Source organism: Phocaeicola sp. HCN-40430 (assembly GCF_037890285.1).
Lineage (GTDB): Bacteria > Bacteroidota > Bacteroidia > Bacteroidales > Bacteroidaceae > Phocaeicola > Phocaeicola acetigenes.
This window is the reverse complement of the sequence record NZ_JBBKBS010000023.1, coordinates 1-24576: the sequence shown is the minus strand read 5'-3', so window position 1 is coordinate 24576 and position 24576 is coordinate 1. Positions and strand designations below refer to the sequence as shown.

Genomic DNA, 24576 nt, shown 5'->3' with positions numbered 1-24576 from the left:
AGTAACATATAAACTTAACCATCATGAATACTTTTTAGCGAAAAAGGAAGAAAGTTGCAATTCTAATCAATGTTTATTTGCAGGGTTTTCAAAATAACGTTATTTTTGCACGATAAATGTAGACTTTGTTATGACCCGATTGAATAAAATAAAAAAAATCAGAATACATCACGAAGGCACTCACATCCTTATTATCAGCGCAGCTTTATTATTGCTTATCAATGCCGCACTATATTGGGGATTGGAGTGTAAAATTCCATTTTATGTGGTTTCGGTCATCAGTTTAATTCTTTATTTACTGATGGTCAATTTTTTCCGATGCCCAATCCGTTTATTCAACGATAATACAGAGAAGATTGTCGTTGCTCCGGCGGATGGAAAAATCGTTGTAATCGAAGAAGTAGACGAACATGAATATTTTCATGATCGCCGACTGATGATTTCTATATTCATGAGTGTGACCAATGTGCATGCCAACTGGTATCCGGTAGATGGTACCATAAAACATGTAGATCATCATAACGGACGTTTTATGAAGGCATGGCTTCCCAAGGCAAGTACCGAAAATGAACGTTCAATGGTGGTTATTGAAACTCCGGAAGGTCATACCGTCATGGCACGCCAAATAGCCGGTGCAATTGCCCGTCGTATTGTTACCTACGCTACAAAAGGAGAAGAATGCTACATCGACGAACACATGGGATTCATCAAGTTCGGCTCACGAGTTGACGTATATCTTCCTGTAGGAACAGAAGTCTGCGTAAAAATGGGACAGGCTACAACTGGAAACCAAACCGTAATTGCTAAATTAAAATAAAAAGATCAAGGAGGAGGTACGATTATGGCCAATGTTATCATCCGAAACATTCCGAATACAATCACTTGCTGCAATTTGTTCTCCGGATGTATTGCCAGTTATATGGCACTGCAAGGCTGTTATACGCTTGCATTCCTCTTTATCGTAATTGGGGCAGGCTTTGATTTTTTCGATGGAATGACAGCTCGTCTGTTGCATGTATCAAGTCCGATAGGAAAAGAATTGGACTCATTGGCCGATGATATTACTTTTGGATTTGCTCCTGCTGCGATTGTTTTTTCTTTATTTAAAGAAGTATATTATCCCGAGTTTCTGACTCCAATTGCCGAATATATACCTTATACTGCTTTTCTGATTGCAGTCTTTTCGGCATTGCGATTGGCTAAATTCAATATCGATGTACGACAAACCAGTTCATTCATCGGTATGCCGACTCCAGCCAATGCTTTGTTTTGGGGGTCACTGACCGTAGGAGCCCACAATTTCTTGGTATCTCAATACTTTAATGCAATCTACCTTTTTCTGTTGGTAGTTGTCATGTCATTATTGCTGGTTGCTGAACTACCCATGTTTTCATTGAAATTTAAAAACCTTTCATGGAAAAGCAATAAAATCAGTTATATCTTCCTGGCTGTCAGCATCCCTTTACTGATTATCTTCCAGTTCAGTGGTTTTGCAGCAGTTATTTTATGGTATATCCTACTCTCTATTGTAACTCGTAAAAAATCATAAAACAACAATTATGGCACGGTTGTTGTTAATATCATTATAAAATATAACGACAATAACTATGTTTGGATTTTTGAGTTTCATATTCATATTTATATTTATTATTCTTATTCTTTTACTGTCGGCCGCAGCTAAAGTTGTAGGAAGCATATTCCGTACAGGAAAGCGTATGACAGAAAAGATGACATCTTCTTCACAGTATACAGAAAAAGAAAGCACTTATCAGGAACGTTCTTCTTACGGTTCTTCTTCACAGTCTCCTGCACGAAAAAAGAAAGTATTTGATAGTGATGAAGGGGAATACATCGAGTTTGAAGAAATAAAAGATTAAGCCAGGACTAATCACACTTATTATAATGTGTATGCAGTACACCGTTTTCAACTTTAAGATTACTGCATACACAACTACAAATCATCTCATCTTTTTGGTCTTTAATTCTTCCAAAAACGTTTCCAAAAGCCTATTATATAAAAGAAGGAATATTACAAGAAATAACGGAAGAATTTCCAAAAAGAAAAACCATTTTAAATTACAGTTATCCATTTACCCCATTCAGATACATTCTAATAGCGTTTTTACTGGAATTTTATTTCCCAATTTAGACAACCAAGAGATAGTCTATTTTATCAAGCAAAACTCTTTTTCTATCTTTGTACAGCTTTTAATGGTAACACAAGCGTTTCAAAAGGGAATATCGTGAAAATCGGTAACAGTACCCGCTGCTGTGATTTCCAAAGAACCAAGGCCAAGTATCATATACAGCCACTGCAATACACTTGCGGGAAGGTCGCCTTTGGGGAGGAATCAGTCAGAAGACCTGCCATGAAAAAGCCATTTATATCCATTACTTTTTCAAAAAGCTGTTATGAACACAAAAGAAATCTGCATTATCAAACGAGACGGAAAGCGGGAAGACTTTTCGGCAGTAAAAATCTCTAATGCCATAGGCAAAGCATTCGAAGCCACAGGCCTCAACAACCACCGTACCTTAATAGAAGAGATTACTCAGCGCGTTATCCTCCAAATCAACCAACCTACCATTGGAGTAGAGGATATACAAGACATCGTCGAGACTGAGCTAATGAAAGTACAACCAGAAGTGGCAAAAAAGTACATCATCTATCGTCAATGGCGAAACACCGAGCGCGAAAGAAAAACGCAAATCAAGCATATCATGGACGGCATTGTCGCCATCGATAAAAATGATGTCAACCTGAGCAATGCCAATATGTCAAGCCATACTCCGGCTGGGCAGATGATGACATTTGCTTCGGAAATCACCAAAGATTATACTTATAAGTATCTTCTTCCTAAAAAGTATGCAGAAGCACATCAGTTGGGAGATATCCACATCCACGATTTGGACTATTATCCTACCAAAACGACAACTTGCATCCAGTATGACCTGGATGATTTGTTCGAACGGGGGTTCCACACCAAAAACGGCAGCATCCGTACTCCTCAATCAATCCAGAGCTATGCAACACTGGCTACAATCATTTTCCAGACCAATCAGAACGAACAGCACGGAGGACAAGCTATCCCTGCTTTCGACTTCTTTATGGCAAAGGGAGTATTGAAAAGCTATCAGAAAGCAGTCACATCCATTCTGTCCTTCTATCTGGAAGTAAAAGGAGAAACAACCGTAAAAGAAGAAAGTCTCTCCGAAGCCATACATCAATATCTGACCTCCATTGAACCTAATTCCGAAATGAAAAAGGGGTTAGTAAAAGCATTACAGGCATCTGCAATTACAATCAATGCTGAAGAACTTGAACATATTCTGCATAAAGCATATGCTCAAACCAGAAAAGAAACCCACCAAGCCATGGAGGGATTCATCCATAACTTGAACACCATGCACTCGCGAGGAGGAAACCAAGTTGTATTCAGTTCTATCAACTACGGAACTGATACATCAGCCGAAGGACGCATGGTGATAGAAGAACTGTTGAAAGCTACCGTAGAAGGTTTAGGACAAAGAGGAGAAGTCCCGGTATTCCCTATCCAGATTTTCAAAATAAAAGATGGAGTATCTTATTCTGAAGCCGATTACCAGTTGGCTATCCAGGATTTTGATGCAGCACTTGAAGGAAAAATACAGTTCGAAGCTCCCAATTTCGACTTATTCCTAAAAGCATGTCGTACCACTGCCAAGGCACTGTTCCCTAACTTCATGTTCCTGGATACCCCGTTCAACCAGCACGAGAAATGGGACAAGAACGATCCGAAACGCTATCGTTACGAACTGGCAACCATGGGATGCCGTACACGTGTATTCGAAAATCTGAACGGAGAAAAGACATCACTGGGACGAGGCAATCTCTCGTTCACTACTATGAACCTACCCCGTCTGGCCATTGAAGCACGCATCAAAGCTGAAAATATGGCCGAGCACACGCATCCTACCGCCATCGAGCAACTGGCCAAGGACATCTTCCTTCAGTCGGTACACGAGATGTCGGAACTCATTGCCGAACAACTTTATAGCCGGTATCAATACCAACGTACTGCACTGGCCCGCCAGTTTCCTTTCATGATGAGTAACAATGTATGGAAAGGAGGAGGAAGTCTGAACCCGAACGACGAAGTGGGCGACACCTTGAAACAAGGAACACTGGGTATTGGTTTCATTGGCGGACACAATGCAATGGTAGCACTTTACGGACAAGGACACGGTCATAATCGCAAAGCATGGGAAACGCTTTACGAAGCAATTGAAGAAATGAATAAAGTAGCCGATGAATACAAACAAAAATACCATCTGAACTACTCTGTACTTGCTACTCCAGCCGAAGGACTTTCCGGACGCTTCACACGCATGGACAAACGCAAATACGGCCTCATCCCGGGAGTTACAGACAGAGACTATTATGTCAATTCATTCCATATAGATGTGAAAGAGCCTATCAGCATTGTCGAAAAAATCAAATGCGAAGCACCGTTCCATGCGCTTACCCGCGGAGGACACATCACCTATGTAGAGTTGGACGGTGAAGCCCAGAAAAACATCAAGGCTATTGCTAAGATTGTAAAAGTAATGCACGATGAAGGTATAGGATACGGTTCCATCAATCATCCTGTAGACACTTGCCACAACTGCGGATACAAAGGAGTAATTTACGATAAATGTCCAATCTGTAACAGTGAAAACATCATGCGCATGCGCCGTATCACCGGCTATCTGACCGGAGACCTGAACAGTTGGAACTCAGCCAAACGTGCAGAAGAAAAAGACCGCGTAAAACACGGTTAACCCGAATATGTTACATTATCTTTACACTTATCCAGAAACTATTGTCGACGGTGACGGCATCCGGTATTCCATCTATCTTGCCGGATGCAACCACCGTTGCAAAGGATGCCATAACCCCTCGTCGTGGAATCCCTCAGCAGGCTTTCCACTGACAGAGGAAAAACTTACCTCCATCATCCGGGAAATTAAAGCCAACCCTCTACTCGATGGTATTACTTTCTCCGGAGGAGATCCTTTTTATAATCCACAAGAGTTTTTACCTCTCATTCGCCGTATCAAAGAAGAGACCGGCATGAATGTATGGTGCTATACCGGATATACATACGAAGAACTGATTACCTGCCCCGAAAAAGAAGCCATCCTGCACTATATCGACGTGCTGGTAGACGGACGTTTTGAGGAAGCATTATATTCTCCTTATCTGGAGTTTCGGGGAAGCAGCAACCAGCGAATTCTAGTGCTGAAATCAGGAAAAATAAGTTCCCATTTCTAAAAGAATTGATATAAATCATGAAAACGCACAAAACATGCAAAAACATGTTATTAAGCATTGTTTTTAAACAAAGAAGCCTTACCTTTGCATCGTGGTTGTGAAACCAATAAGATATTAAAACAATAAGAAAAAGCACAAAAGGTATTAGACTTACTTAGTTTAAGGTAAAATAAGGTATTAGATTAAGGTAAAAAAGCAATTTTATTCAAAGGTATTAGAATTTTGATAAGGTTTAGTTTTTAAGGTATTAGTAAAAAGGTAATTGTTTTCAGGAATAGTTGATATAGGTATTAAGATGTAAAATTGCTTAAGGTATAAGAGAGAAAAGGATAACAAAGACAACAACTGAACGAAGAAGAGATGAAAAGAACCCTTAAATGGGGGTTCTTTAGGAGATCAGCGGGTTCTTAAGAACTTCGCTTTTTTTGTATCCCTATGTATCAAAAAAAAGAATCGTCGCACACAGGCTGTACCACGGCCTTATAAAAGTCCAACAACCTCCGCACGACGTCACTAAAATAATCCACAATATTATCCTACTGTAGTTTCTCCCTCAATGTATTGTTCAAGAAAAAGATTCTCACCATCGAATACAGCATACGAGAACTCCGTAATCCAGTCTCCCAGAATCATCATCCGCACAGAACGACTTAACATCAGGTCGAGCATGATATGCCGGTGTCCATAAATAAAATAGTTAATATCTGGATGAGTCTTCAGGTAATCCTTAGTAAAGAGCACCAAAGCTTCCTTATCCTCTCCCATATATTCCGGTTCTCTTCCTCCTTCCCGTTTCATTCTGCTATGCTTCGCCCATTCCAAGCCGAAGTCTATACTCCATCTCGGATGCAACATGGAAAACATCTTCTGCAAAGTCTTACTATGAAACATTGTCCGCAGCAACTTAAACTTCCGGTCGCCGTCACCCAATCCGTCTCCATGAGCCAGGAAAAACTCTTTCCCGTAAATTTCACAAGTCAGCGGTCTGCGGTGAATAATTACCCCACACTCCTTCTCCAGATAGTCTCCGCACCAGATGTCATGATTTCCAATGAAGAAATGCACTTCAACCCCCATATCCGTCAGTTCCGACAATTTTCCCAAGAAGCGGGTATAACCTTTAGGAACCACCAGTTTGAATTCATACCAGAAGTCAAACATATCACCCAACAGATAAACAGCTGCTGCCTGATGCTTGATACTATCCAAAAAGTTGACCAGCCGGCGCTCCTGAGTACGTCCATGAGGAATAGCCCTGGAACCTAAATGAGCATCCGAAAGAAAATATACATTCTTCATTTTATCCGATTTTTATAACCACATCTGTTTCTTCAGGAAGAATTCTGTCTTGATTACAGAAATCCAAGTTCAAGTTTTGCCTCTTCGGTCATCATATCCTTATCCCATTCCGGTTCGAATACCAGATTGACCTGTGCAGACACCACACCTTCCACCGATTCTACTTTCTGGCGGATATCCTCCATGATGAAATCGGCAGCCGGACAATTGGGAGCAGTCAGCGTCATATCCAGAATCAGTTCTCCATTGTCCTGCAAATCAATTTTATAAATCAATCCCAAATCGTATACATTCACCGGAATTTCAGGGTCGTATACAGTCTTCAGTATTTCTATAATTTTTTCTTCAATCTTCAGTTTTGTTTCATTATCCATCATACGTTGAATATTTAAAAATGTATAGCTGCAAATATAGTGAAAGGCGAGCGCAGTACCAAGGCAAAAGCTTGCTTTTGAACGAAGGTAATGCCAAGCCGCATCCTATATTCTTCAAATATAGCGAAAGGCGAGCGCAGTACCAAGGCAAAAGCTTGCTTTTGAACGAAGGTAATGCCAAGCCGCATCCTATATTCTTCAAATATAGTGAAAGGCGAGCGCAGTACCAAAGCAAAAGCTTGCTTTTACAATCTCCCTTCATCGGCATAACTATAATAAGCCCCGTCGGATATTATCACATGGTCGAGCATACGGATATTCATTGTTTGGGCAGCCTGAAACAACGATTGCGTCAAGCGGTCGTCCTCCCTGCTGGGAGCAATATTCCCTGAAGGATGATTATGACAAAGCACCAGCGAAGAAGCCCGTTTCAGGAGCGCTTCCCGCAATACACAACGCACATCGACCACCGTCGACGCCAGTCCTCCCTGCCCTATCCGCACACGGTCTATCACCCGGGAAGCCTGGTTCAACAACAAAACCCAGCATTCCTCCACCGGCAAATCGCACATAAAAGGATGGCAAAGCGAATAAATATCCTGCGAGCAACGTATCTGCTTACGTTCTCCCGGTTCCTCCGCCTTTCTTCTCTTGCCCAGTTCCGAAGCCGCTAAAATAGTAACGGCTTTCGCTGTTCCGATTCCCTTGTACCGGCACAGGTCTTCTACCGTACATTTTCCCAGCTCGTTCAGGCTGTTCCGGTAATCGTTCAGTACTTTCCGCATCAGTTCTACGGCCGATTCTTCCACATTACCCGAACCTATCAGGATGGCAAGAAGTTCTGCATTACTCAGTGCAGCCGCCCCATGCGCCATCATTTTTTCCCTCGGACGATCTTCTTCCGCCCAATGGTTAATCGACAGTTTTTCTTTCATACAGTTATTTATAGAAATTCTTCTCGAAGGCAGAAAAGGCATCTTTTCCCAAGACACAGCGTTTCCACCATGCACGCAGGAAGCCTGTTCCATACCCCGTCAACTGTATAAACGAAGCTACGACAGAAAGTATACCAATTACAACACTTTTATTGCTAAGAGAAGCATCTATAAACACGATGAGTACAAACAAAGCCAAAGGCAGCAAACTCCACACACAAAGCAGTGAGCAAAGCAGCAAAAAGACGACTCCTACCGTAAAGACAGCAGGAAGCAGATGTACCAGTTTCAATGATTCCGGATATTTTTTATACAGATTGATACGAGCGATACCCGAATTGTGCACCTGCTTGAAGAACTTCTTCAAATCGGTACGGCGCTTATGCCACACCCACGCCTCCGGAAACAGACGACAGCGGTAACCGGCTTTGAAGATACGGATACTAAAGTCGATGTCTTCGCCAAAACGCATGTTCGAAAAACCTCCTAAAGCCCGATATGCTTCTGCACGTACACCCATATTGAAGCTGCGCGGATAGAATTTATCCATCTTTTTCTTTCCTCCCCGGATGCCGCCCGTAGTAAAGAAAGAGGTCATGGCATAGTTAATGGCTTTCTGCACACGGGTAAACGAATCGTGCGCACGGTCCGGACCACCAAAGGCATCCGCTTCTTCCCTGTGAAGTTCATCCTCTATTGCCTGTAAATATCCTTCCGGCAAAATACAGTCCGAATCCAATATCAGCAAAAACTCTCCTTTGCTGCGTTCTGCTCCATAATTGCGTGTCTGCCCGGGGCCGGAATTGGGTTTACTGTAATAATGCACATCCAGTTTATCCCGGTACTTGTTTACCACATCCTCGCAAGGCACAGACGAACCGTCTTCTACTACAATCACTTCAAAATCTTTCAAACTCTGGGAAACCAGACTTTGCAAGAGTTCGTCCACTTCATCCGGACGATTATACACGGGAATAATTACAGAGTATTGCATAGTATCTTTACATTTATACAAACAAAGATAAAAACTTTCTTTCCTATCCCTATCTTCTGTCAGCATTTATTTCAAGAAAGATGGCAGAAGCGGTCCATATTCCCGACATTCATATTTGGAAACAAACCTCTGCACAACTTCTTGCATCTCTTCCCGCTACAGAAACTATGCTTCGTCCGACGTCGTCGGCTGTACAGCCGACATCGCTGTCTGCATAACCAACGCCGCCGGCTGTACAGACAACGACGGTGAATAAAGTATGCAACTGTTCATACACAAAAAAACGGCTGTTACCATTGCAGATAACAGCCGCTCTCCATTTATTTATTAGTCTCAGGCTTTTACACGACCTACGTATGAACCGTCGCGAGTATCGATTTCGATAATTTCATCCTGGTTGATGAACAAAGGAACACGTACAGTTGCACCAGTTTCTACAGTAGCAGGCTTAGTAGCGTTAGTAGCAGTATCACCCTTCAATCCCGGTTCAGTGTAAGTAACTTTCAACTGAACTTTAACTGGAAGTTCCCCGAACAGGATAGTTTCAGTAGAAGCATCAGAAACCACTTCGATAACCATTTCTTCTTTCAAGAAGTCTACACCTTCGATCAAATCGTGAGCGATAGGTACCTGTTCGAATGTTTCCTGATTCATGAAGATATAATCATCTCCTTCTTTATACAAGAACTGATAAGGACGACGTTCTACACGTACATCTTCCAGTTTTTCACCGATGTTGAAACGACGTTCCAATACATAACCGTCTACCACATCTTTCAGCTTAGTACGCATGAAAGTGTTACCTTTACCCGGTTTTACATGCAAGAAGTCAATACAGAAATACAGCTTGCCATCCATACGGATTGCTGTTCCGATTTTAATGTCTTGAGCATTAATCATAACTTTAAATCTTTATATTTAAATATCTAATTACTAATATTCAGTTTCGAATGCAGGTGCAAAATTAATCTAAATCGAGAAAAAACACAAAAAGATTTGTCTAAAAATGACTTAGCTCTTGGTTTATTTAAAAAAAGTCACTAATTTTGCAGCCCGAACGCATAGAATAATAACATAAATAGTATATACGAAAATGAAAAGAACTTACCAACCCTCTAACAGAAAGAGAAAAAACAAACACGGTTTCCGTGAAAGAATGGCTACTGCTAATGGTCGCCGAGTATTGGCTGCACGTCGCGCTAAAGGCCGTAAAAAATTAACTGTATCTGACGAATACAACGGAGTAAAGGCTTAATCCTTTCTTCGAAATAAGATTTAAGTAAAGCCGCAAAGAAACGATATAAAGTTCTTTGCGGCTTTTTCTTCGGTCATCCATCCCATAAGCCAGCAACCTTATCCTGTCGAAAAAGTCCTCCGCATTGCATAAGACGTAACCTCCAAAAGACAAAAGCCTGACAAAATGCAAAAGCCTCTCTCAAGAATCAACGACTTCGAACGTTTGTATAAAGAAAATTATACCCGACTATATTATTATGCATACCGCTTTATACCAGATGCAGAAGCATGTAAAGATATAGTGAATGATGTGTTTGAAAAAGCCTGGACAAACTTCGACAATCTGAAGCCGGAAACGGCAAGCACTTATCTTTATATTCAGACGAGGAACAAATGCATTGACTATTTAAGGCATTTGCAGGTAGAAGAACAATACGCCGATTTTTACAAAGCCGTAACAAAAGAGGATATTGATACTTCTTTCGAAGAAAGAGAAAAACGAATTCAGAAAATTGAAAGCTTCATCGAAGACTTGAGTGATCCGACTAAAACCATTTTGAAAAAATGTTATTACGAAAACAAAAAATATCAGGAGGTAGCAGACGAGTTCGGTATCAGCGTAAATGGCATCAAAAAACACATCATGAAAGCTTTACAATTATTAAGAACTGAATTTGGCACCAAAAAGGTACCTCAAAAGAACTCTTAAACGTATTATAATACAAAGAAACAATTATAAAGATGGAAGATAAAGACAAAAAAATACTACAAACGCTGGAAGCTATAAAACATCCGGAAAATTTTTCTCAGGAGGAGCTTGATGTCTTATTGAGCGATAAGGAGTGTGTAGAAATCTGCCAAGATTTACTGGACAGCCGTGAAGCTTTTGCACGTCTTCACTCCATAGCACCTGATGTAGAAGCCGAATGGGAATCCTTCAAATCGAAACGGCTTTCTTCCCAAGTCTTATCACATTCCAAAAGGAGCACACACATATTACAAATTGGAGCTGCATTGTTAATTGCAGCCTCCATTGCCCTATTCTTCCTGTTGTATCCATTCGAAGCTTCATCCTACACAGTCTTCGAAGCCAGCCATACTGCACAAGTCATTTCAATTGAAAAAGAAAAAGGAATAAACACCATACATATTCCAAGGGGAATGACCAAACAGCTGACATTATCAGACGGCACCCGAATATGGCTTAATGCAGAAAGCTCACTTAAATATCCGGATACCTTCGAAGGAAAGGCACAACGTAAAGTGTATCTGGAAGGAGAAGCTTATTTTGAAGTAAGCAAAAATCCCCAGCAGCCCTTCCTTGTCAAAACCACAGCTATTGAAACCCAAGTTCTGGGGACTTCTTTTAACATAAAGGCCTATTCTAAAAAAGATGTTCAGGTCACACTCTTGGAAGGAAGCATCAAGGTAAGCGACAAGCATCATAACAACATATTGTTGAAACCAGGTGAACATACCAATGAAAAATTACATAAAAGTCAAGTTGAGAATGTCAGCCAATATCGCGCCTGGACTACCGGAAGTTTCTATTTTGACAATACAGAGCTTATAGAAATCATGCGCGAATTAGGCCGGTGGTATAACATTGACATTGTTTTCACCAACAAACCAATCATGACAGAACGTTTACATTTTCAAGCTGATAGAAGCAGCTCTCTTCAAGAGGTATTGGAGTTGCTCAACAGCATGCAAAAGATAAAAGCTCAAATAGAAAACGATAAGGTCATTGTAGGAATTTGAATATCCTGAAAAATTTTATGTTTTTATGGTACCCGATTCTGAACAGCAACCGTATTACAGACAAAAGCAATCAAATACCTAAAAACAATGAGAACAAAAATTATTTTTCTTTTGCTGATATTCATAAGCATTGAATTAACCTTATCGGCACAAACAAACAATCGCATCAACATCGAGTTCAAGGATGAAGCCTTATCTACCGCGCTGAAGAAACTCGAAAAAATTTCGGGTTATCACATCCTTTTTACATATAGTGACATACAGTCCTATCGGGTGACAGCATCGATTAAAGAAGACGACATTACCCGAGCCGTAGAAAAAATATTAGAAAACAAGCCTCTTACTTATACACATAAAGGAGAGAAGTATATCATTATTTTACCCCAACATACCCACAGAAAAGCTACGGCCATTTATGGTACGGTAATTGATGAAAGAAATCGGCCCATGCCATATTGCAATGTCTTATTATTGACATCCGATTCTACATTCGTAAACGGATGTGTGACCCAAGAAGATGGAACATTTTCAATGTCGGGAGAAGCAGACAAGCTTTATCTGCTGAAAATCTCTTACATAGGATATACTACAGCTATACAGGCTGTGCATACAAAGAATATAGTACAGCTCTCTCCCGACACACAGATTCTGGAAGGGGTTACGGTGACGGCACAACGTCCTTTGATAGAGACACAACCCAACGGACTAAAGGTTAATGTTTCCGGAACATCACTTGCTCAAATGGGTACAGCCAATGAAATGCTGATACACCTTCCTTTTGTTACCAGCAAAAACGGCAACATATCCGTATTGAATGGGGGAAGTCCTGAAATTTATATCAACAATAGAAAAGTATACGATTCCAGTGAACTCGACCGCCTTCGTGCCACGGAAATTCTTTCAGCCGAAGTAATTACCACCCCAGGAGCTGAATATGATGCAGATGTAACTGCCGTTATTCGTATCCGTACCATCAAACAACGTGGAGAAGGATGGAGTGGTAGCGTCAATTTGGGATACGACCAGGGCCGATGGGGAAGAGCCAACCAACAAATCGCCTTAAACTACCGGGTAAAAGGGCTGGACATCTTCGTAAACGGATATATTGACGAAAACAACTCATACGGCCAGACCACAGCTGTCATCCAAACAAACGGTAAAAATCAGTGGACAACAATAGCCAACGACACACAGACATCCAAAAGTAAAAATTTATCAATCGAAACCGGATTCAATTATGAAATAAACGAACACCACTCTTTGGGTATGAGATATACTCCTAACAGCAGTCTGGGAACAATCCATCAACAATCGTGGGGCGAAACCACTACATTCTGTAATGGGAACGAAACAGAACACTCCGAATTTGAGCAGCACTCTGAAGTTAAAAATGGAATCAATCATGCCATCAACACTTATTATGTAGGTGAAATAGGGAAATGGACTCTTGATTTTAATGCTGATTATCTGAACAGTAAAATGAATAACCACCAAAATGCAATGGATGGCAACAGTAAGGATATCAGCAGTACCTCCAATTCAGAGAGTAAACTTTATGCGGTTAAACTGCAGGCAAAAGTAACCTTAGGAAAAGGAGAGTTTGTCCTCGGATCGGAGGGAACATTAACAGAACGTAATGCGATTTTCACCCAAAACGGATTTTCTGAAGATGCAGATAACTTTATCCGTCAAAAAGCCATAAGCGCATTTACGGGCTATTCCGTTACGTTAGGAAAATGGAAAGCAATGGCTGGTTTACGGTACGAGTATCGTAAAACCGACTATTATGACAATGGTATATACCAAAGCGAACAAAGTCCGACTTATAATGAGCTTATTCCTACGGCAACCATAAACTGGAATCATCAAGATGTCAGCTTTGCCCTTGCCTACAAGATGCTGAGAGGAAATCCTTCTTACCAGATGCTGACCAACACCATCAGCTATCGGACACAATATTCCTATACTACAGGAAATCCTCGATTAGAGCCAAGCCAAACGAATATTCTGTCACTTAATGCATCCTATAAGTGGTTATTTGCCAATATCCAATATATTCGTGCAAAAAACAGTTTAGCCAATATCACCATGCCTTATAACGATGATACACACCCGGGGGTATTATTATTCTCTTCCGCGAATCTTGCCACTTATAATGGTTATTCGCTCAATCTTACAGCCTCCCCTAAAATCGGTATTTGGCAACCACAGTTCAGTGCATCAGCCCAACTTTCCGCTCCCGATGGGCGAAATTTAGGAATTGAAGTGTATCACAAACAACCTCTCTTTGCTTTTGGGTGGGATAATAGCTTCAACTTACCCCACGGATGGTTTCTAAATCTACAAGCCAATCTACATACCGGCGGTCGCATGGGATTCTTTGTAGCTCATACAGAAGGACAAATTAACGCCCGAATCAGCAAATCCATGCTAAAAGACAATTCACTTACCTTAGCTCTTATAGCCAACGATATCCTCCGAACGGGCTATTACCACTTCAATGTATATGGAATAGACTCGTACAACGGGAATCGTATCTATCGTGACTGGCAACGCATCGGAATTCAGTTCTCATACAAATTCAATGCCACCAAGAGCAAATACAAAGGAACTGGTGCCGGTCAGGATGAAAAGAACCGTCTGTAATTTTTCCATAAATAAAGGTTGTCTGTCAATGGTATAAATCTGTCCATGGATAGACAACCTTTTTGTTCTCATCTTCCTGATAAATATAGTATGTTCATAAAGCAGTCACCTCATGCTAATTACATAAAAAATTATATCTTTGCAGAAATAATTGGTTTATCAAGATGGTAACATTGAAAGAATTTTTCTCATTTAAGAACAACCGGTTCTTCTGGTTGAACATAATAGCCATGATTGTCGTACTGATTGGCTGTATTTGGGGTACATTGACCTGGCTGGATATATACACTCACCATGGTCAGTCACACATCGTACCCGATGTAAAAAGCCAACACATTGCTCAGGCAAAGGCACTGTTGGAGAGCAAGCAGATGAAAGCTGTAGTAATTGACTCCAACTTTGTAAAAGGACTTCCTGCCGGCATAGTACTCGACCAAACTCCTATAGGAGGGGCAAGAGTAAAAGAAAACAGAACGATTTATCTTACAATTAATACACTTGAAGTTCCTAAAGTAAAACTTCCCGACCTTATCGACAACAGTTCGGTGCGTCAGGCAGCAGCAAAGCTAAAAGCGATGGGCTTCAAACTGACAGAACCGGAGTTCGTTCCCGGAGAACAGGATTGGGTATATGGCATCAAATACAGAGGACGTCAGCTCCGCTCGGGAGAGAGTATACCTCATGAAGCATTGCTCACCCTTTGTATAGGTAGTACCGCCATGCAAGATTCACTGCGCATGGACTCTATCAATATGAGTACACAGGAAATTCCGGTAGGAGGCGAAGCGGAAGTAGACGACTCATGGTTTTAAATTCTGAAAATTTCATGGCTGAAGATTATATTGAAGATGAACTGGACGATTCGTTGGACGATATAGAACCGGTAAACGAATCTACTGAACTATATGAACATTTCCGTACGGTAGTAGACAAAGGTCAGACTCCCGTACGTATCGATAAATACCTTTTCGAACGCATTGTCAATGCATCGCGCAACCGTATACAAACGGCAGCCGACAATGGTTTTGTGATGGCCAACGGCAAGCCTGTAAAAAGCAGTTATAAAGTAAAGCCGCTGGATGTACTGACCGTGATGATGGATCGCCCGCGTTACGAAAATGATATCATTCCCGAAGACATTCCATTAGACATTGTATATGAAGACGACGACCTGATGGTTATCAACAAGCCTGCAGGTCTGGTCGTTCATCCGGGATGCGGTAACTATCATGGTACATTGGTCAATGCCATCGCATGGCATTTGCGTAACGTGCCCACCTACGATCCTAACGATCCTCAAGTAGGACTGGTGCATCGTATCGATAAAGATACTTCCGGACTACTGGTCGTAGCCAAGACTCCGGATGCAAAAACGAGTCTAGGCCTTCAGTTCTACAACAAGACTACCAAGCGGGAGTATAACGCACTGGTATGGGGAATTGTAGAGCAGGATGAAGGTACCGTTACCGGCAACATCGGCCGTAACCCTAAAGACCGCATGCAGATGGCTGTCATGACCGACCCTACACAGGGGAAACATGCAGTTACTCATTATCAGGTATTGGAGCGACTGGGGTATGTCACACTAGTGAAATGCGTACTCGAGACCGGACGTACACATCAGATTCGTGTACACATGAAACACATCGGGCATGTGCTGTTTAACGATGAACGCTATGGCGGACATGAAATTCTGAAAGGTACTCACTTCAGCAAATATAAACAATTCGTAAACAACTGCTTCGATATCTGTCCGAGACAGGCTTTACATGCCAAGACACTGGGATTTGTGCATCCACGCACCGGAAAGGAAATGTTCTTCACTTCCGAACTTCCCGAAGACATGACTACCCTATTGGACAAATGGAGAACCTATATTAGCAACAGAGAATCAATATGAAACGTATTATTGCAATTGTAGCCGGAGGCGACTCTTCAGAGCATGGAGTATCCATGCGCAGCGCCGAAGGTATCTACTCTTTTATTGACAAAGATAAATATGACCTTTACATTGTAGAGTTGACTAAACAGAAATGGGAAGCAATTCTTCCTGACGGTTCTCGCTCTGCAATCGACAAGAATGACTTCAGTTTCACTGATCAGGGAAAGAAAATCATTCCCGATTTTGCATACATCACAATCCATGGTACTCCGGGTGAAAACGGAATCTTGCAGGGTTACTTTGAACTGATTGGTATTCCCTACTCTACTTGTGATGTACTGATTTCAGCTCTTACTTTCAGCAAGTTCACACTGAACCAGTATCTGAAAGGATTCGGTGTTCGCGTAGCGGAATCCATGTTGGTCAACAAACGTCATGGTATCAGCGACGAGGAAGTCATTGAAAAGATTGGTTTGCCTTGCTTTATCAAACCCAATGCCAGTGGCTCCAGCTTCGGTGTGACCAAAGTAAAAACTCAGGAACAGATTCAGCCGGCTTTACAAGCAGCCTTTGCAGAATCGGACGATGTGATGATTGAAGCTCTGATGGAGGGTATCGAACTGGCTAACGGATGTTACAAGACTCGCAATAAATCGGTGGTATTTCCTATCACAGAAGTAGTTCCAAAGAATGACTTTTTCGACTATAATGCCAAATACAACGGCGAAGTGACTGAAATCACTCCTGCCCGTCTCAGTCCGGAACTGACTGCACGTGTACAACAACTTACTTCTGCCATCTACGATATTTTAGGTTGTAAAGGCATTGTACGTGTAGACTACATCATCACTGAAGGAGAGAAGATTAACATGCTGGAAATCAACACGACTCCGGGAATGACTGCTACCAGCTTCATCCCCCAGCAGGTACGTGCGGCAGGACTCGACATCAAGGAAGTGATGACCGACATTATAGAAGATCATTTTATTGCAGAAAAATAAAAAATCCGTATCTTTGGAATACGTATAAACGTCGTAAAATTTATTATTATGAATATACCTGCCGAGTTTGACGAGATTCGTCCTTACAGCCCTGAAGAGCTGCCGCAAATATTCAAGGAACTGACAGAAGATCCTGCATTCCAGCAAGTATTGGCTTTCATTATGCCGGGAGTATCCATGGAGATGTTCAAGCTGCAGTTGCAGCAATGCAAAACCAATCTCGACTTTCAGAAAGCATTCTGCTACAAATTCCTACACGACCTTATTGCCAAACGTACTGACGGATTTGATATGGACTGTACAGCTTTGACAGACAAAACCAAGAACTATACATTCATATCCAACCACCGCGATATCGTACTCGACTCAGGACTTCTTTCGGTCGGGCTCCTCGACAATCAGTTCCCCACAACCGTAGAAATTGCCATCGGTGACAATCTGCTTATCTACGACTGGATCAAAAAACTGGTACGCGTAAACAAAGCTTTTATCGTACAGCGTGCATTGACCATGCGCCAAATGCTCGAATCATCGGCACGTATGTCGCGCTATATTCACTTTGCTGTTACACAAAAGCACGAAAATATCTGGATCGCACAGCGTGAAGGACGAGCTAAAGACTCAAACGACCGTACCCAGGACAGTGTATTGAAAATGTTGGCTATGGGTGGCGAAGGTGATATCATCGACCGTCTTCAGGAACTGAATATTGTCCCGCTGGCATTATCGTACGAATACGACCCATGCGATTATCTGAAAGCACAGGAAATGCAGCAGAAACGGGATATTGAAGGTTTCAAAAAGAGCAAGCAAGACGATTTGAACAACATGCAGACTGGTATCATGGGATACAAGGGACGTGTCCACTTCCAGACAGCACCGTGTATCAATAGCGAATTGGAAGCTCTTCGCGGATTGCCCAAAACAGAGGTGTTTACAAAAGTATCCGAACTGATAGACCTGCACATACATCGTAACTACCGCTTATATCCGGGTAATTATGTGGCACATGATCTGTTGACTGCTACCAACCGATTTGCAGACCGCTACACAGCAGAAGAAAAAGTACACTTCGAAAACTACCTGCAACAAAGAATCGAATTGGTCAACCTGCCGGAAAAGGATGAAGCATTCCTTCGTCAATGCCTGCTCACCATGTATGCTAATCCGGTTATCAATCACCAGAAAGCCCTCGAAGCATGAAGTTATTGACCCGATTTTCCTTTCTTCTTCTTTGCATGTGCCTGTTTGGAGCATGCAAAGAAGAAGAGTATGTATACCCCGATGTGATAACCGAGTTTATCGGTGCAGCAACTGATGAAAACGGTACGCTTACCCGTTTGGTAGCCGATAATGGAGAAGAATATCGGATACAAGCAAGAAGTGGTTTGGACGGCTTGAAGAAGGATACGCTATACCGCACAATATCCATTTATCAACCTCTGGAAAACCAGACCGTACAACTGTATTCCAGCGAACTGGTACTCTCCATGATTCCGGTGAATGCCAAGCAGATAACCGGCGGTATCAAAACCGACCCGGTAGACATTGAACGCATGTGGTTGTCGAGTAAGTATCTGAATATGGTATTGCTGGCAAAGGTAAAAGAAGAAAGCCACAGTTATCATTTTATCGACCAGGGGATACAGAAAGAAGCAGATGGTACACAGACCCTTCATCTCCAACTCTATCACAACCGGAACAACGACTACGAAGCTTTTACGCGTAAAGTATACTTGTCTGTTCCGTTATGGGCTTACGATGGAAAGCTGAAACAAGGAGACAAAATTGTATTTCATATTTCCACATATGAGGAAGGAGACACACAAAGAGAATTTATCTACTAATTTATTAACAACTGTTCATTTCCTATTTCAGATATGATAAAGACACTCTATTTCATGTTCTTCGTCTGTGCTTTTGCACTCGGACTCATTGCATGCAACAGCAAGGCCAAAGATAACTTCAAGAATCTTTCTGCCGATGAATTCGAACGTCTGATACAAGACGATGACATACAAGTGGTAGACGTACGGACTGTAGCCGAATACAGCAAAGGACATCTTGGCGGAAGTATCAACATCAATGTACTGGATGATAATTTTCCGGAAGTCGTAGACGATTTATTGGAAAAAGACCACCCTGTAGCCGTATATTGCCGTAGTGGTAAACGAAGCCGGAATGCTGCCCGTATCTTAAACAAGAAAGGCTTCAAGGTATACAACATGGACAAGGGGTTTGAAAACTGGAAAGAACTGGGTAAAGACATCGCATACTAAATTATATACGAAAGTACGATTTCTCTTTATCACCGGCTTTCACCTTCATACCAATGCAACATACTATCATTCGTATACTGGAATACAAAGACAGATTCTATCTGTCTTTTTTTTTGTTCTCTACACATCTATCCCAAAGAAAGAAAACGTACAGCAGGCATCAAACCACAATATCCGAGCCAGTAAAGTAAAAAACTGAAAAAGCGAAAGAATGAACCCAACTGTCATCAGAGTTCATACTTTCGCTCTATAAATACTCCCTGCTTCACTGATGCAATACAGGGAGAAATAAAATCAACAATTAAAGATTTTCCAGCATGCGCTTCAACACTACGGTAGCAGAAATCTCACGGTTGGCTGCTTCCGGAATAACCAATGAAGTAGGCGCTTCGATTACTTCGTCTGTCACAATCATATTACGGCGCACAGGCAGACAGTGCATAAAGTACGCATTGTTGGTTACTGCCATATGCGCAGCATCTACAGTCCAACTCATATCCTTACACAGAATCTTACCATAGTCTTCCGGATTGGTTACTCCCGGACACGCCCAGTTCTTGGCATAAATGAAGTCAGCTCCTTCAAAAGCTTTCATCTGGTCGTATTCCACCTTAGCTCCACGCACAAATTTCGGATCCAACTCATAACCATGAGGATGCGTAATGACAAAATCCACATCAGCCTCGTTCATGAAGTCGGCAAACGAGTTAGGTACAGCCTGCGGCAATGCACGCGGATGCGGTGCCCAAGTCAATACAACTTTAGGACGTTCTTTCTTCTTATATTCTTCGATGGTAATCAGGTCGGCAAAAGCTTGCAGAGGATGTCCTGTAGCTGCTTCCATAGAGAATACCGGCTTACCCGAATACTGGATGAACTGATTCAATATTTTTTCTGTATAATCATCTTCACGGTTCTGGAACTGTGCAAACGAACGTACTCCAATAATATCGCAATACGAAGCCATCACCGGGATAGCCTCCAACAAGTGTTCACTCTTGTCACCATCCATCACTACCCCACGTTCAGTTTCCAGTTTCCATGCACCCTGATTTACATCCAGCACAATGACATCCATACCCAGATTACGAGCAGCTTTCTGTGTACTGAGTCGGGTACGCAAACTGTTGTTAAAGAATATCAGCAAGCAAGTACGATGCTTACCCAATGTTTCATATTTATAACGGTCATTCTTTATTTCGAATGCTTCGGCCAGAGCGGTCTTCAAATCTCCTAAATCAAATACGTTCGTGTAAGTTTTCATAGGAATAATGTATATTAATTAATTTAGCGCAGCAAATATACTATAAAAATACAATATATCGTTATTTTTACAGCTTTTAATGAAAGAATATTACGGACGGATTTGTCCATCACCCTCAATCAGCCATTTATAAGTTGTAATTTCCCTCAATCCCATCGGTCCGCGAGCATGCAACTTCTGTGTACTGATTCCAATCTCAGCACCAAGGCCAAACTGCGCTCCGTCTGTAAATGAGGTCGGTGCATTGACATATACACAAGCTGCATCAACCTGTCGGCAAAACAAATCGGAAGCTTGTTTATCTTCTGTCACAATACACTCACTATGTCCAGAGCCATATGCATAAATATGCAATACAGCTTCTTCTATATTTCTTACTGTCTTTACCGCCATCTTGTAATCCAGAAACTCTGTTCCATATACCTCCGGCAAAGCCTGCACAAGTAAAGAAGCAGGATAATGCCCACACAAAGCTCCATAAGCTGCTTCATCGGTATAAATTGTCACCTTGCTTTCCTGCAAGAGTGCACACAACTGCGCCAAATCGTTGATACGCGATTCATGCACCAACAGACAGTCTAATGCATTACATACACTGACGCGCCGGGTCTTGGCATTATTCACAATACGAATACCTTTTTCCAGGTTTCCCGATGCATCGAAATACGTATGACACACACCCGCACCGGTTTCAATGACAGGTACCGTTGCATTCTGGCGGACATAATCTATCAGTCCACTACTTCCACGGGGAATAATCAAGTCTACCCATCCGTTGGCATGGAGCAACTCCTCCGCTGCTTCCCTTCCCGGAGGAAGTAAAGTAACCAAGCGGGTATCTGCACCCAAGTCAGCCAGCACCTTATGCAAGAGATCCACAATAGCCCGATTCGATTCTGCCGCATCGCTTCCCCCTTTCAGCACACAGGCACTTCCACTTTTCAAGCACAAGGAAAACACATCGAAAGTAACATTAGGACGTGCTTCGTAAATTATACCAATCACGCCAAAAGGAACTGACACTTTCTTCAGTCGCAATCCATTGGGACGTACACTTTCCTCCAGGACCTTATTTAAAGGCGATGGCAATGCAGCCACATTTCTGATATCCGATGCAATATCTAATAAACGCTGTTCTGTCAGCCGAAGACGGTCGTACTTCGGGTTATCAGGATTCATCCGGGACAAATCGGTTTCATTTGCTTCCAGAATACGATTCATATAATGGGGTATAGCTTCTGCAACAGCCATCAATATTGCATTAATCTGTTTCTCTTCCAGCAAAGCCAATGTACGTGAAACCAGACGCACAGCTTTCCAATCCTCAATCCTCATATTATTACTTTTTCACATGTTAGCAGAACACAAAAGTATCATTATTTCTGTTATCTTCTCTTTTTCCCGACAAATTATCTTGATATTCAGATTTTTTAATTATCTTTGAAATACAACGAAGAGTGTAAAGAACTGATTTATTAACCTAAAACAAACAGACTATGGGAGCTAAGATGTATGGTTCATTAGTAGAGGTTTTCCGAGGTAGTCTTTGGGAAGCCGAATTGGTTAAAGGCTTGCTTAACGCAGCGGGTGTAGATGCCATGATCAAAGACGAGACATTGTCTGCGGTCACTTCTCCTTATTCCAATACAGGAGGAAAAGTACTTGTAATGGTTAATAAGGAAGAAGAAGTATTTGCAAGAAAAGTGGTAGCAGAAAGAAAAGTATGAGAAAAAAGGGATTTGCAGCATTTGCCGCCTTATCTTTTATCGCATTCCAGCTGAGTGCACAGGATTTAAAACCGACTCAATGGAAGGCTTATGGGGTATCGTTTAAAGCTCCGTCCGACATCAGCATAGAGGATGATTCGGAAGAAGGTTATATTGTATACAACGATACATATTATATTACCGTTCAAATGCTGGACGGAGAAGGTATCAAACAGTCGGAACTGGCTACAGAGTTGAAAAATATCGCAACCGAAGACGAAGTAACGGAACAGACTCCTGTAAAGACATTCGAACTGCCGCATTTTTTCGGTGTACAATTGCAGGGAAAATGTGAAACAGACCGATGTATATACAGTTATCTGCTGGCTCGTGACGGAGGAAGCGGATTTTATGTATCCATTGTATATAAGCAGGAAAACGATCCTAATCCGGAGCTCATATTAAAGAGTTTTTCTCTGGAAGATTAAAGGTAAGGTAAAAACAATCCGATATATACAATAGCCTTGTGAGAGTATTCTCTCGCAAGGCTATTGTATATATCGGATTGTCCTTTTCTGCAAAATCCCAAAAGAAAACGAGCTTTTTTAAAAATATCCTTAACAAGTTCTTCGGATACCAAGGTTTATGCGTACCTTCGGAAAAGATAAAACAACATACACTATGAAAATAACCCATTTTATACATACAGGCATCTTTAATTTATTTCTTTGCAGTTTTTCTTTTCTCAGTACGGCATGCGCTTCCGCGCAAGAGGCATCCCCTGTCAATACATATCATTATAGCTGCATAGAAGTTCCAAAAAGTATTGTTTTCTGTGATGAAACCATCGACCTGACGCGATACGATCGCAGAGAGCGGATGGACAGAGAACTTCTGGCCTTTACTTATATGCATAGCACCTCCATACAGATGATAAAACGGGCCAACCGCTACTTCCCCATTGTAGAGCCTATTTTAAAGGCAAATGGGATTCCTGATGATTTCAAATATCTGATGGTGATAGAGAGTAGTTTAAACCCACTGGCACGTTCCAGAGCAGGTGCAGCAGGATTATGGCAGTTTATGCCGGCTACAGCCAAAGAGTTCGGACTGGAGGTAGCCCATACGGTGGACGAACGATATCATGTGGAGAAATCAACAGAGGCAGCCTGCAAATACTTAAAACAAGCCTACAGACGTTTCGGCAACTGGATAAACGTAGCAGCATCTTATAATGCCGGACAAGGACGCATTTCCCAGCAACTGGAAAAGCAGTTCGAAGAAAACTCACTCGACTTACAGCTTGTAGAGGAAACATCCCGCTATGTATATCGCATTTTTGCTGCAAAAATCATGTTCAGCAACCCACAGCAATTTGGATTTTACCTGAAAGCATCCGACTTGTATCCAATCATTCCTTATAGAGAAATAAAAGTGACAGAAGATATTGATAACCTTGCACGCTTTGCCAAAGGAAGAGGAATCAATTACGTACTGCTCCGCAATATGAATCCCTGGTTAAGAAGCAGCTCACTTCATGTACATGGTAATAAAGCTTATTATCTCCGAATACCGGATGAAGAAGGAATGCACTACAATCCACGCGTCATCATTCCATACGACAAACGCTGGGTGGTAGAATAATCAGGCATATATTATGTAGCAGGAACAGAAAGACAACGATAAGTGTAGAAGGATTTAATCGCCGTCGCCGATTGCAGAGTTGTCGTCGTTGGCTGTATAATCAACGCTGACGATTGTACAGCCGACGTCGTCGACTGAAGTTTGCGAATAGAATTATGAACATACAACTATGATAATAAATACCTCTTCCTACAGATAATCGGGATGAGACCAATCACACACTCAAAGGAAATTCCAATTATTCCCTCTGAAATAAAAA

26 protein-coding genes and 1 riboswitch are annotated in these 24576 nt (G+C 41.7%); of the genes, 19 read left to right on the top strand and 7 right to left on the bottom strand.

From position 1 onward, the window contains the following. Positions 1–130 precede the first annotated feature (130 nt). The 5 genes from WKU26_RS10235 to nrdG all read left to right on the top strand — a co-directional run bounded on the left by WKU26_RS10235 (position 131) and on the right by nrdG (position 5296). A complete protein-coding gene (locus WKU26_RS10235; protein ID WP_340321927.1) occupies positions 131–817 on the top strand; it encodes a phosphatidylserine decarboxylase family protein in 687 nt (228 codons plus the stop codon). A gap of 24 nt (positions 818–841) precedes the next feature. Further along, positions 842–1549, top strand: a complete 708-nt coding sequence (locus WKU26_RS10230) for a CDP-alcohol phosphatidyltransferase family protein (protein WP_340321926.1) — start codon at positions 842–844, stop codon at positions 1547–1549. Positions 1550–1607: 58 nt separating this feature from the next. After that, positions 1608–1877: a DUF4834 family protein gene (locus WKU26_RS10225; RefSeq protein WP_178266998.1), complete on the top strand. Its 270-nt coding sequence runs from the start codon at positions 1608–1610 to the stop codon at positions 1875–1877. A 319-nt stretch (positions 1878–2196) separates the two neighbouring features. Beyond that, positions 2197–2386: riboswitch (cobalamin riboswitch) on the top strand. Positions 2387–2412: 26 nt separating this feature from the next. Then, a complete protein-coding gene (locus WKU26_RS10220; RefSeq protein WP_340321924.1) occupies positions 2413–4803 on the top strand; it encodes an anaerobic ribonucleoside triphosphate reductase in 2391 nt (796 codons plus the stop codon). A 7-nt stretch (positions 4804–4810) separates the two neighbouring features. Further along, positions 4811–5296, top strand: coding sequence for an anaerobic ribonucleoside-triphosphate reductase activating protein (nrdG, locus tag WKU26_RS10215; protein ID WP_340321923.1), 486 nt, complete (start codon positions 4811–4813; stop codon positions 5294–5296). Positions 5297–5827: 531 nt separating this feature from the next. Here the strand turns inward: nrdG and WKU26_RS10210 are convergent. From WKU26_RS10210 to WKU26_RS10195, 4 genes are all read right to left on the bottom strand, one after another. Further along, positions 5828–6595 (bottom strand): UDP-2,3-diacylglucosamine diphosphatase, encoded by a 768-nt coding sequence (locus tag WKU26_RS10210; protein ID WP_178267001.1) that lies wholly within the window; start codon positions 6593–6595, stop codon positions 5828–5830. A 53-nt stretch (positions 6596–6648) separates the two neighbouring features. Continuing rightward, positions 6649–6969: a metal-sulfur cluster assembly factor gene (locus WKU26_RS10205; protein WP_178267011.1), complete on the bottom strand. Its 321-nt coding sequence runs from the start codon at positions 6967–6969 to the stop codon at positions 6649–6651. A 245-nt stretch (positions 6970–7214) separates the two neighbouring features. Next, entirely contained in the window at positions 7215–7904 is a 690-nt protein-coding gene (gene radC, locus WKU26_RS10200; protein WP_340321922.1) for a RadC family protein, read from the bottom strand. Positions 7905–7908: 4 nt separating this feature from the next. Beyond that, on the bottom strand, positions 7909–8898 hold the full coding sequence (locus WKU26_RS10195; RefSeq protein ID WP_340321921.1) for a glycosyltransferase: 990 nt from the start codon (positions 8896–8898) through the stop codon (positions 7909–7911). Positions 8899–8978: 80 nt separating this feature from the next. Between WKU26_RS10195 and WKU26_RS10190 the strand changes: the two genes are divergently transcribed. Then, a complete protein-coding gene (locus WKU26_RS10190; RefSeq protein ID WP_340321920.1) occupies positions 8979–9116 on the top strand; it encodes a hypothetical protein in 138 nt (45 codons plus the stop codon). Positions 9117–9231: 115 nt separating this feature from the next. Here the strand turns inward: WKU26_RS10190 and efp are convergent, their stop codons facing one another. Next, a complete protein-coding gene (efp, locus tag WKU26_RS10185) occupies positions 9232–9798 on the bottom strand; it encodes an elongation factor P (RefSeq protein WP_340321919.1) in 567 nt (188 codons plus the stop codon). Between the two features lie 193 nt (positions 9799–9991). Here efp and rpmH point away from each other — a divergent pair, with 193 nt between their 5' ends. From rpmH to WKU26_RS10135, 10 genes are all read left to right on the top strand, one after another. Continuing rightward, a complete protein-coding gene (gene rpmH / locus WKU26_RS10180; RefSeq protein ID WP_022038806.1) occupies positions 9992–10153 on the top strand; it encodes a 50S ribosomal protein L34 in 162 nt (53 codons plus the stop codon). Positions 10154–10318: 165 nt separating this feature from the next. Continuing rightward, entirely contained in the window at positions 10319–10843 is a 525-nt protein-coding gene (locus WKU26_RS10175) for an RNA polymerase sigma-70 factor (RefSeq protein ID WP_340321918.1), read from the top strand. A gap of 32 nt (positions 10844–10875) precedes the next feature. Beyond that, positions 10876–11895 (top strand): FecR family protein, encoded by a 1020-nt coding sequence (locus tag WKU26_RS10170; protein ID WP_340321917.1) that lies wholly within the window; start codon positions 10876–10878, stop codon positions 11893–11895. A gap of 87 nt (positions 11896–11982) precedes the next feature. Beyond that, complete coding sequence (locus WKU26_RS10165) at positions 11983–14541, top strand: outer membrane beta-barrel protein (RefSeq protein WP_340321915.1); 2559 nt, start codon at positions 11983–11985, stop codon at positions 14539–14541. Between the two features lie 164 nt (positions 14542–14705). Next, positions 14706–15353: a PASTA domain-containing protein gene (locus tag WKU26_RS10160; RefSeq protein WP_340321914.1), complete on the top strand. Its 648-nt coding sequence runs from the start codon at positions 14706–14708 to the stop codon at positions 15351–15353. Positions 15354–15367: 14 nt separating this feature from the next. Continuing rightward, positions 15368–16441, top strand: coding sequence for an RluA family pseudouridine synthase (locus tag WKU26_RS10155; protein WP_340321913.1), 1074 nt, complete (start codon positions 15368–15370; stop codon positions 16439–16441). After that, positions 16438–17424 carry a D-alanine--D-alanine ligase gene (locus tag WKU26_RS10150; RefSeq protein WP_340321912.1) on the top strand — a complete coding sequence of 329 codons (987 nt, stop codon included), beginning with the start codon at positions 16438–16440 and terminating at the stop codon, positions 17422–17424. Before WKU26_RS10155 ends, WKU26_RS10150 begins: the two co-directional genes overlap by 4 nt. A 48-nt stretch (positions 17425–17472) precedes the next feature. Next, the gene (locus WKU26_RS10145; RefSeq protein ID WP_340321910.1) at positions 17473–18627 is read left to right on the top strand and encodes an acyltransferase; all 1155 of its coding nucleotides are present in this window, start codon (positions 17473–17475) and stop codon (positions 18625–18627) included. Beyond that, positions 18624–19271, top strand: coding sequence for a NigD1/NigD2 family lipoprotein (locus WKU26_RS10140; protein WP_340321909.1), 648 nt, complete (start codon positions 18624–18626; stop codon positions 19269–19271). The genes WKU26_RS10145 and WKU26_RS10140 overlap by 4 nt, the downstream gene beginning before the upstream one ends. Before the next feature lie 33 nt (positions 19272–19304). Further along, positions 19305–19703, top strand: a complete 399-nt coding sequence (locus tag WKU26_RS10135; protein ID WP_340321908.1) for a rhodanese-like domain-containing protein — start codon at positions 19305–19307, stop codon at positions 19701–19703. 301 nt (positions 19704–20004) lie between these two features. Here WKU26_RS10135 and WKU26_RS10130 read toward each other — a convergent pair whose 3' ends face one another. Continuing rightward, the gene (locus WKU26_RS10130; RefSeq protein ID WP_178266390.1) at positions 20005–20967 is read right to left on the bottom strand and encodes an acetylornithine carbamoyltransferase; all 963 of its coding nucleotides are present in this window, start codon (positions 20965–20967) and stop codon (positions 20005–20007) included. A gap of 90 nt (positions 20968–21057) precedes the next feature. Continuing rightward, entirely contained in the window at positions 21058–22302 is a 1245-nt protein-coding gene (locus WKU26_RS10125) for a glutamate-5-semialdehyde dehydrogenase (protein WP_340321907.1), read from the bottom strand. A 161-nt stretch (positions 22303–22463) separates the two neighbouring features. Between WKU26_RS10125 and WKU26_RS10120 the strand changes: the two genes are divergently transcribed. The 3 genes from WKU26_RS10120 (at position 22464) to WKU26_RS10110 (ending at position 24317) form a co-directional block, all read left to right on the top strand. Further along, positions 22464–22694 carry a DUF2007-related protein gene (locus WKU26_RS10120; RefSeq protein WP_178266388.1) on the top strand — a complete coding sequence of 77 codons (231 nt, stop codon included), beginning with the start codon at positions 22464–22466 and terminating at the stop codon, positions 22692–22694. After that, positions 22691–23161 (top strand): hypothetical protein, encoded by a 471-nt coding sequence (locus WKU26_RS10115; protein ID WP_340321906.1) that lies wholly within the window; start codon positions 22691–22693, stop codon positions 23159–23161. The genes WKU26_RS10120 and WKU26_RS10115 overlap by 4 nt, the downstream gene beginning before the upstream one ends. A 193-nt stretch (positions 23162–23354) precedes the next feature. Further along, entirely contained in the window at positions 23355–24317 is a 963-nt protein-coding gene (locus WKU26_RS10110) for a lytic transglycosylase domain-containing protein (RefSeq protein WP_340321905.1), read from the top strand. Positions 24318–24576: the final 259 nt, after the last annotated feature.

Coding starts and splice junctions, on each gene's coding strand:
- WKU26_RS10235 (WP_340321927.1), top strand. CDS start 131: ATGACCCGATTGAATAAAATAAAAAAAATCAGAATACATCACGAAGGC.
- WKU26_RS10230 (WP_340321926.1), top strand. CDS start 842: ATGGCCAATGTTATCATCCGAAACATTCCGAATACAATCACTTGCTGC.
- WKU26_RS10225 (WP_178266998.1), top strand. CDS start 1,608: ATGTTTGGATTTTTGAGTTTCATATTCATATTTATATTTATTATTCTT.
- WKU26_RS10220 (WP_340321924.1), top strand. CDS start 2,413: ATGAACACAAAAGAAATCTGCATTATCAAACGAGACGGAAAGCGGGAA.
- nrdG (WP_340321923.1), top strand. CDS start 4,811: ATGTTACATTATCTTTACACTTATCCAGAAACTATTGTCGACGGTGAC.
- WKU26_RS10210 (WP_178267001.1), bottom strand. CDS start 6,595: ATGAAGAATGTATATTTTCTTTCGGATGCTCATTTAGGTTCCAGGGCT.
- WKU26_RS10205 (WP_178267011.1), bottom strand. CDS start 6,969: ATGGATAATGAAACAAAACTGAAGATTGAAGAAAAAATTATAGAAATA.
- radC (WP_340321922.1), bottom strand. CDS start 7,904: ATGAAAGAAAAACTGTCGATTAACCATTGGGCGGAAGAAGATCGTCCG.
- WKU26_RS10195 (WP_340321921.1), bottom strand. CDS start 8,898: ATGCAATACTCTGTAATTATTCCCGTGTATAATCGTCCGGATGAAGTG.
- WKU26_RS10190 (WP_340321920.1), top strand. CDS start 8,979: ATGGCAGAAGCGGTCCATATTCCCGACATTCATATTTGGAAACAAACC.
- efp (WP_340321919.1), bottom strand. CDS start 9,798: ATGATTAATGCTCAAGACATTAAAATCGGAACAGCAATCCGTATGGAT.
- rpmH (WP_022038806.1), top strand. CDS start 9,992: ATGAAAAGAACTTACCAACCCTCTAACAGAAAGAGAAAAAACAAACAC.
- WKU26_RS10175 (WP_340321918.1), top strand. CDS start 10,319: ATGCAAAAGCCTCTCTCAAGAATCAACGACTTCGAACGTTTGTATAAA.
- WKU26_RS10170 (WP_340321917.1), top strand. CDS start 10,876: ATGGAAGATAAAGACAAAAAAATACTACAAACGCTGGAAGCTATAAAA.
- WKU26_RS10165 (WP_340321915.1), top strand. CDS start 11,983: ATGAGAACAAAAATTATTTTTCTTTTGCTGATATTCATAAGCATTGAA.
- WKU26_RS10160 (WP_340321914.1), top strand. CDS start 14,706: ATGGTAACATTGAAAGAATTTTTCTCATTTAAGAACAACCGGTTCTTC.
- WKU26_RS10155 (WP_340321913.1), top strand. CDS start 15,368: ATGGCTGAAGATTATATTGAAGATGAACTGGACGATTCGTTGGACGAT.
- WKU26_RS10150 (WP_340321912.1), top strand. CDS start 16,438: ATGAAACGTATTATTGCAATTGTAGCCGGAGGCGACTCTTCAGAGCAT.
- WKU26_RS10145 (WP_340321910.1), top strand. CDS start 17,473: ATGAATATACCTGCCGAGTTTGACGAGATTCGTCCTTACAGCCCTGAA.
- WKU26_RS10140 (WP_340321909.1), top strand. CDS start 18,624: ATGAAGTTATTGACCCGATTTTCCTTTCTTCTTCTTTGCATGTGCCTG.
- WKU26_RS10135 (WP_340321908.1), top strand. CDS start 19,305: ATGATAAAGACACTCTATTTCATGTTCTTCGTCTGTGCTTTTGCACTC.
- WKU26_RS10130 (WP_178266390.1), bottom strand. CDS start 20,967: ATGAAAACTTACACGAACGTATTTGATTTAGGAGATTTGAAGACCGCT.
- WKU26_RS10125 (WP_340321907.1), bottom strand. CDS start 22,302: ATGAGGATTGAGGATTGGAAAGCTGTGCGTCTGGTTTCACGTACATTG.
- WKU26_RS10120 (WP_178266388.1), top strand. CDS start 22,464: ATGGGAGCTAAGATGTATGGTTCATTAGTAGAGGTTTTCCGAGGTAGT.
- WKU26_RS10115 (WP_340321906.1), top strand. CDS start 22,691: ATGAGAAAAAAGGGATTTGCAGCATTTGCCGCCTTATCTTTTATCGCA.
- WKU26_RS10110 (WP_340321905.1), top strand. CDS start 23,355: ATGAAAATAACCCATTTTATACATACAGGCATCTTTAATTTATTTCTT.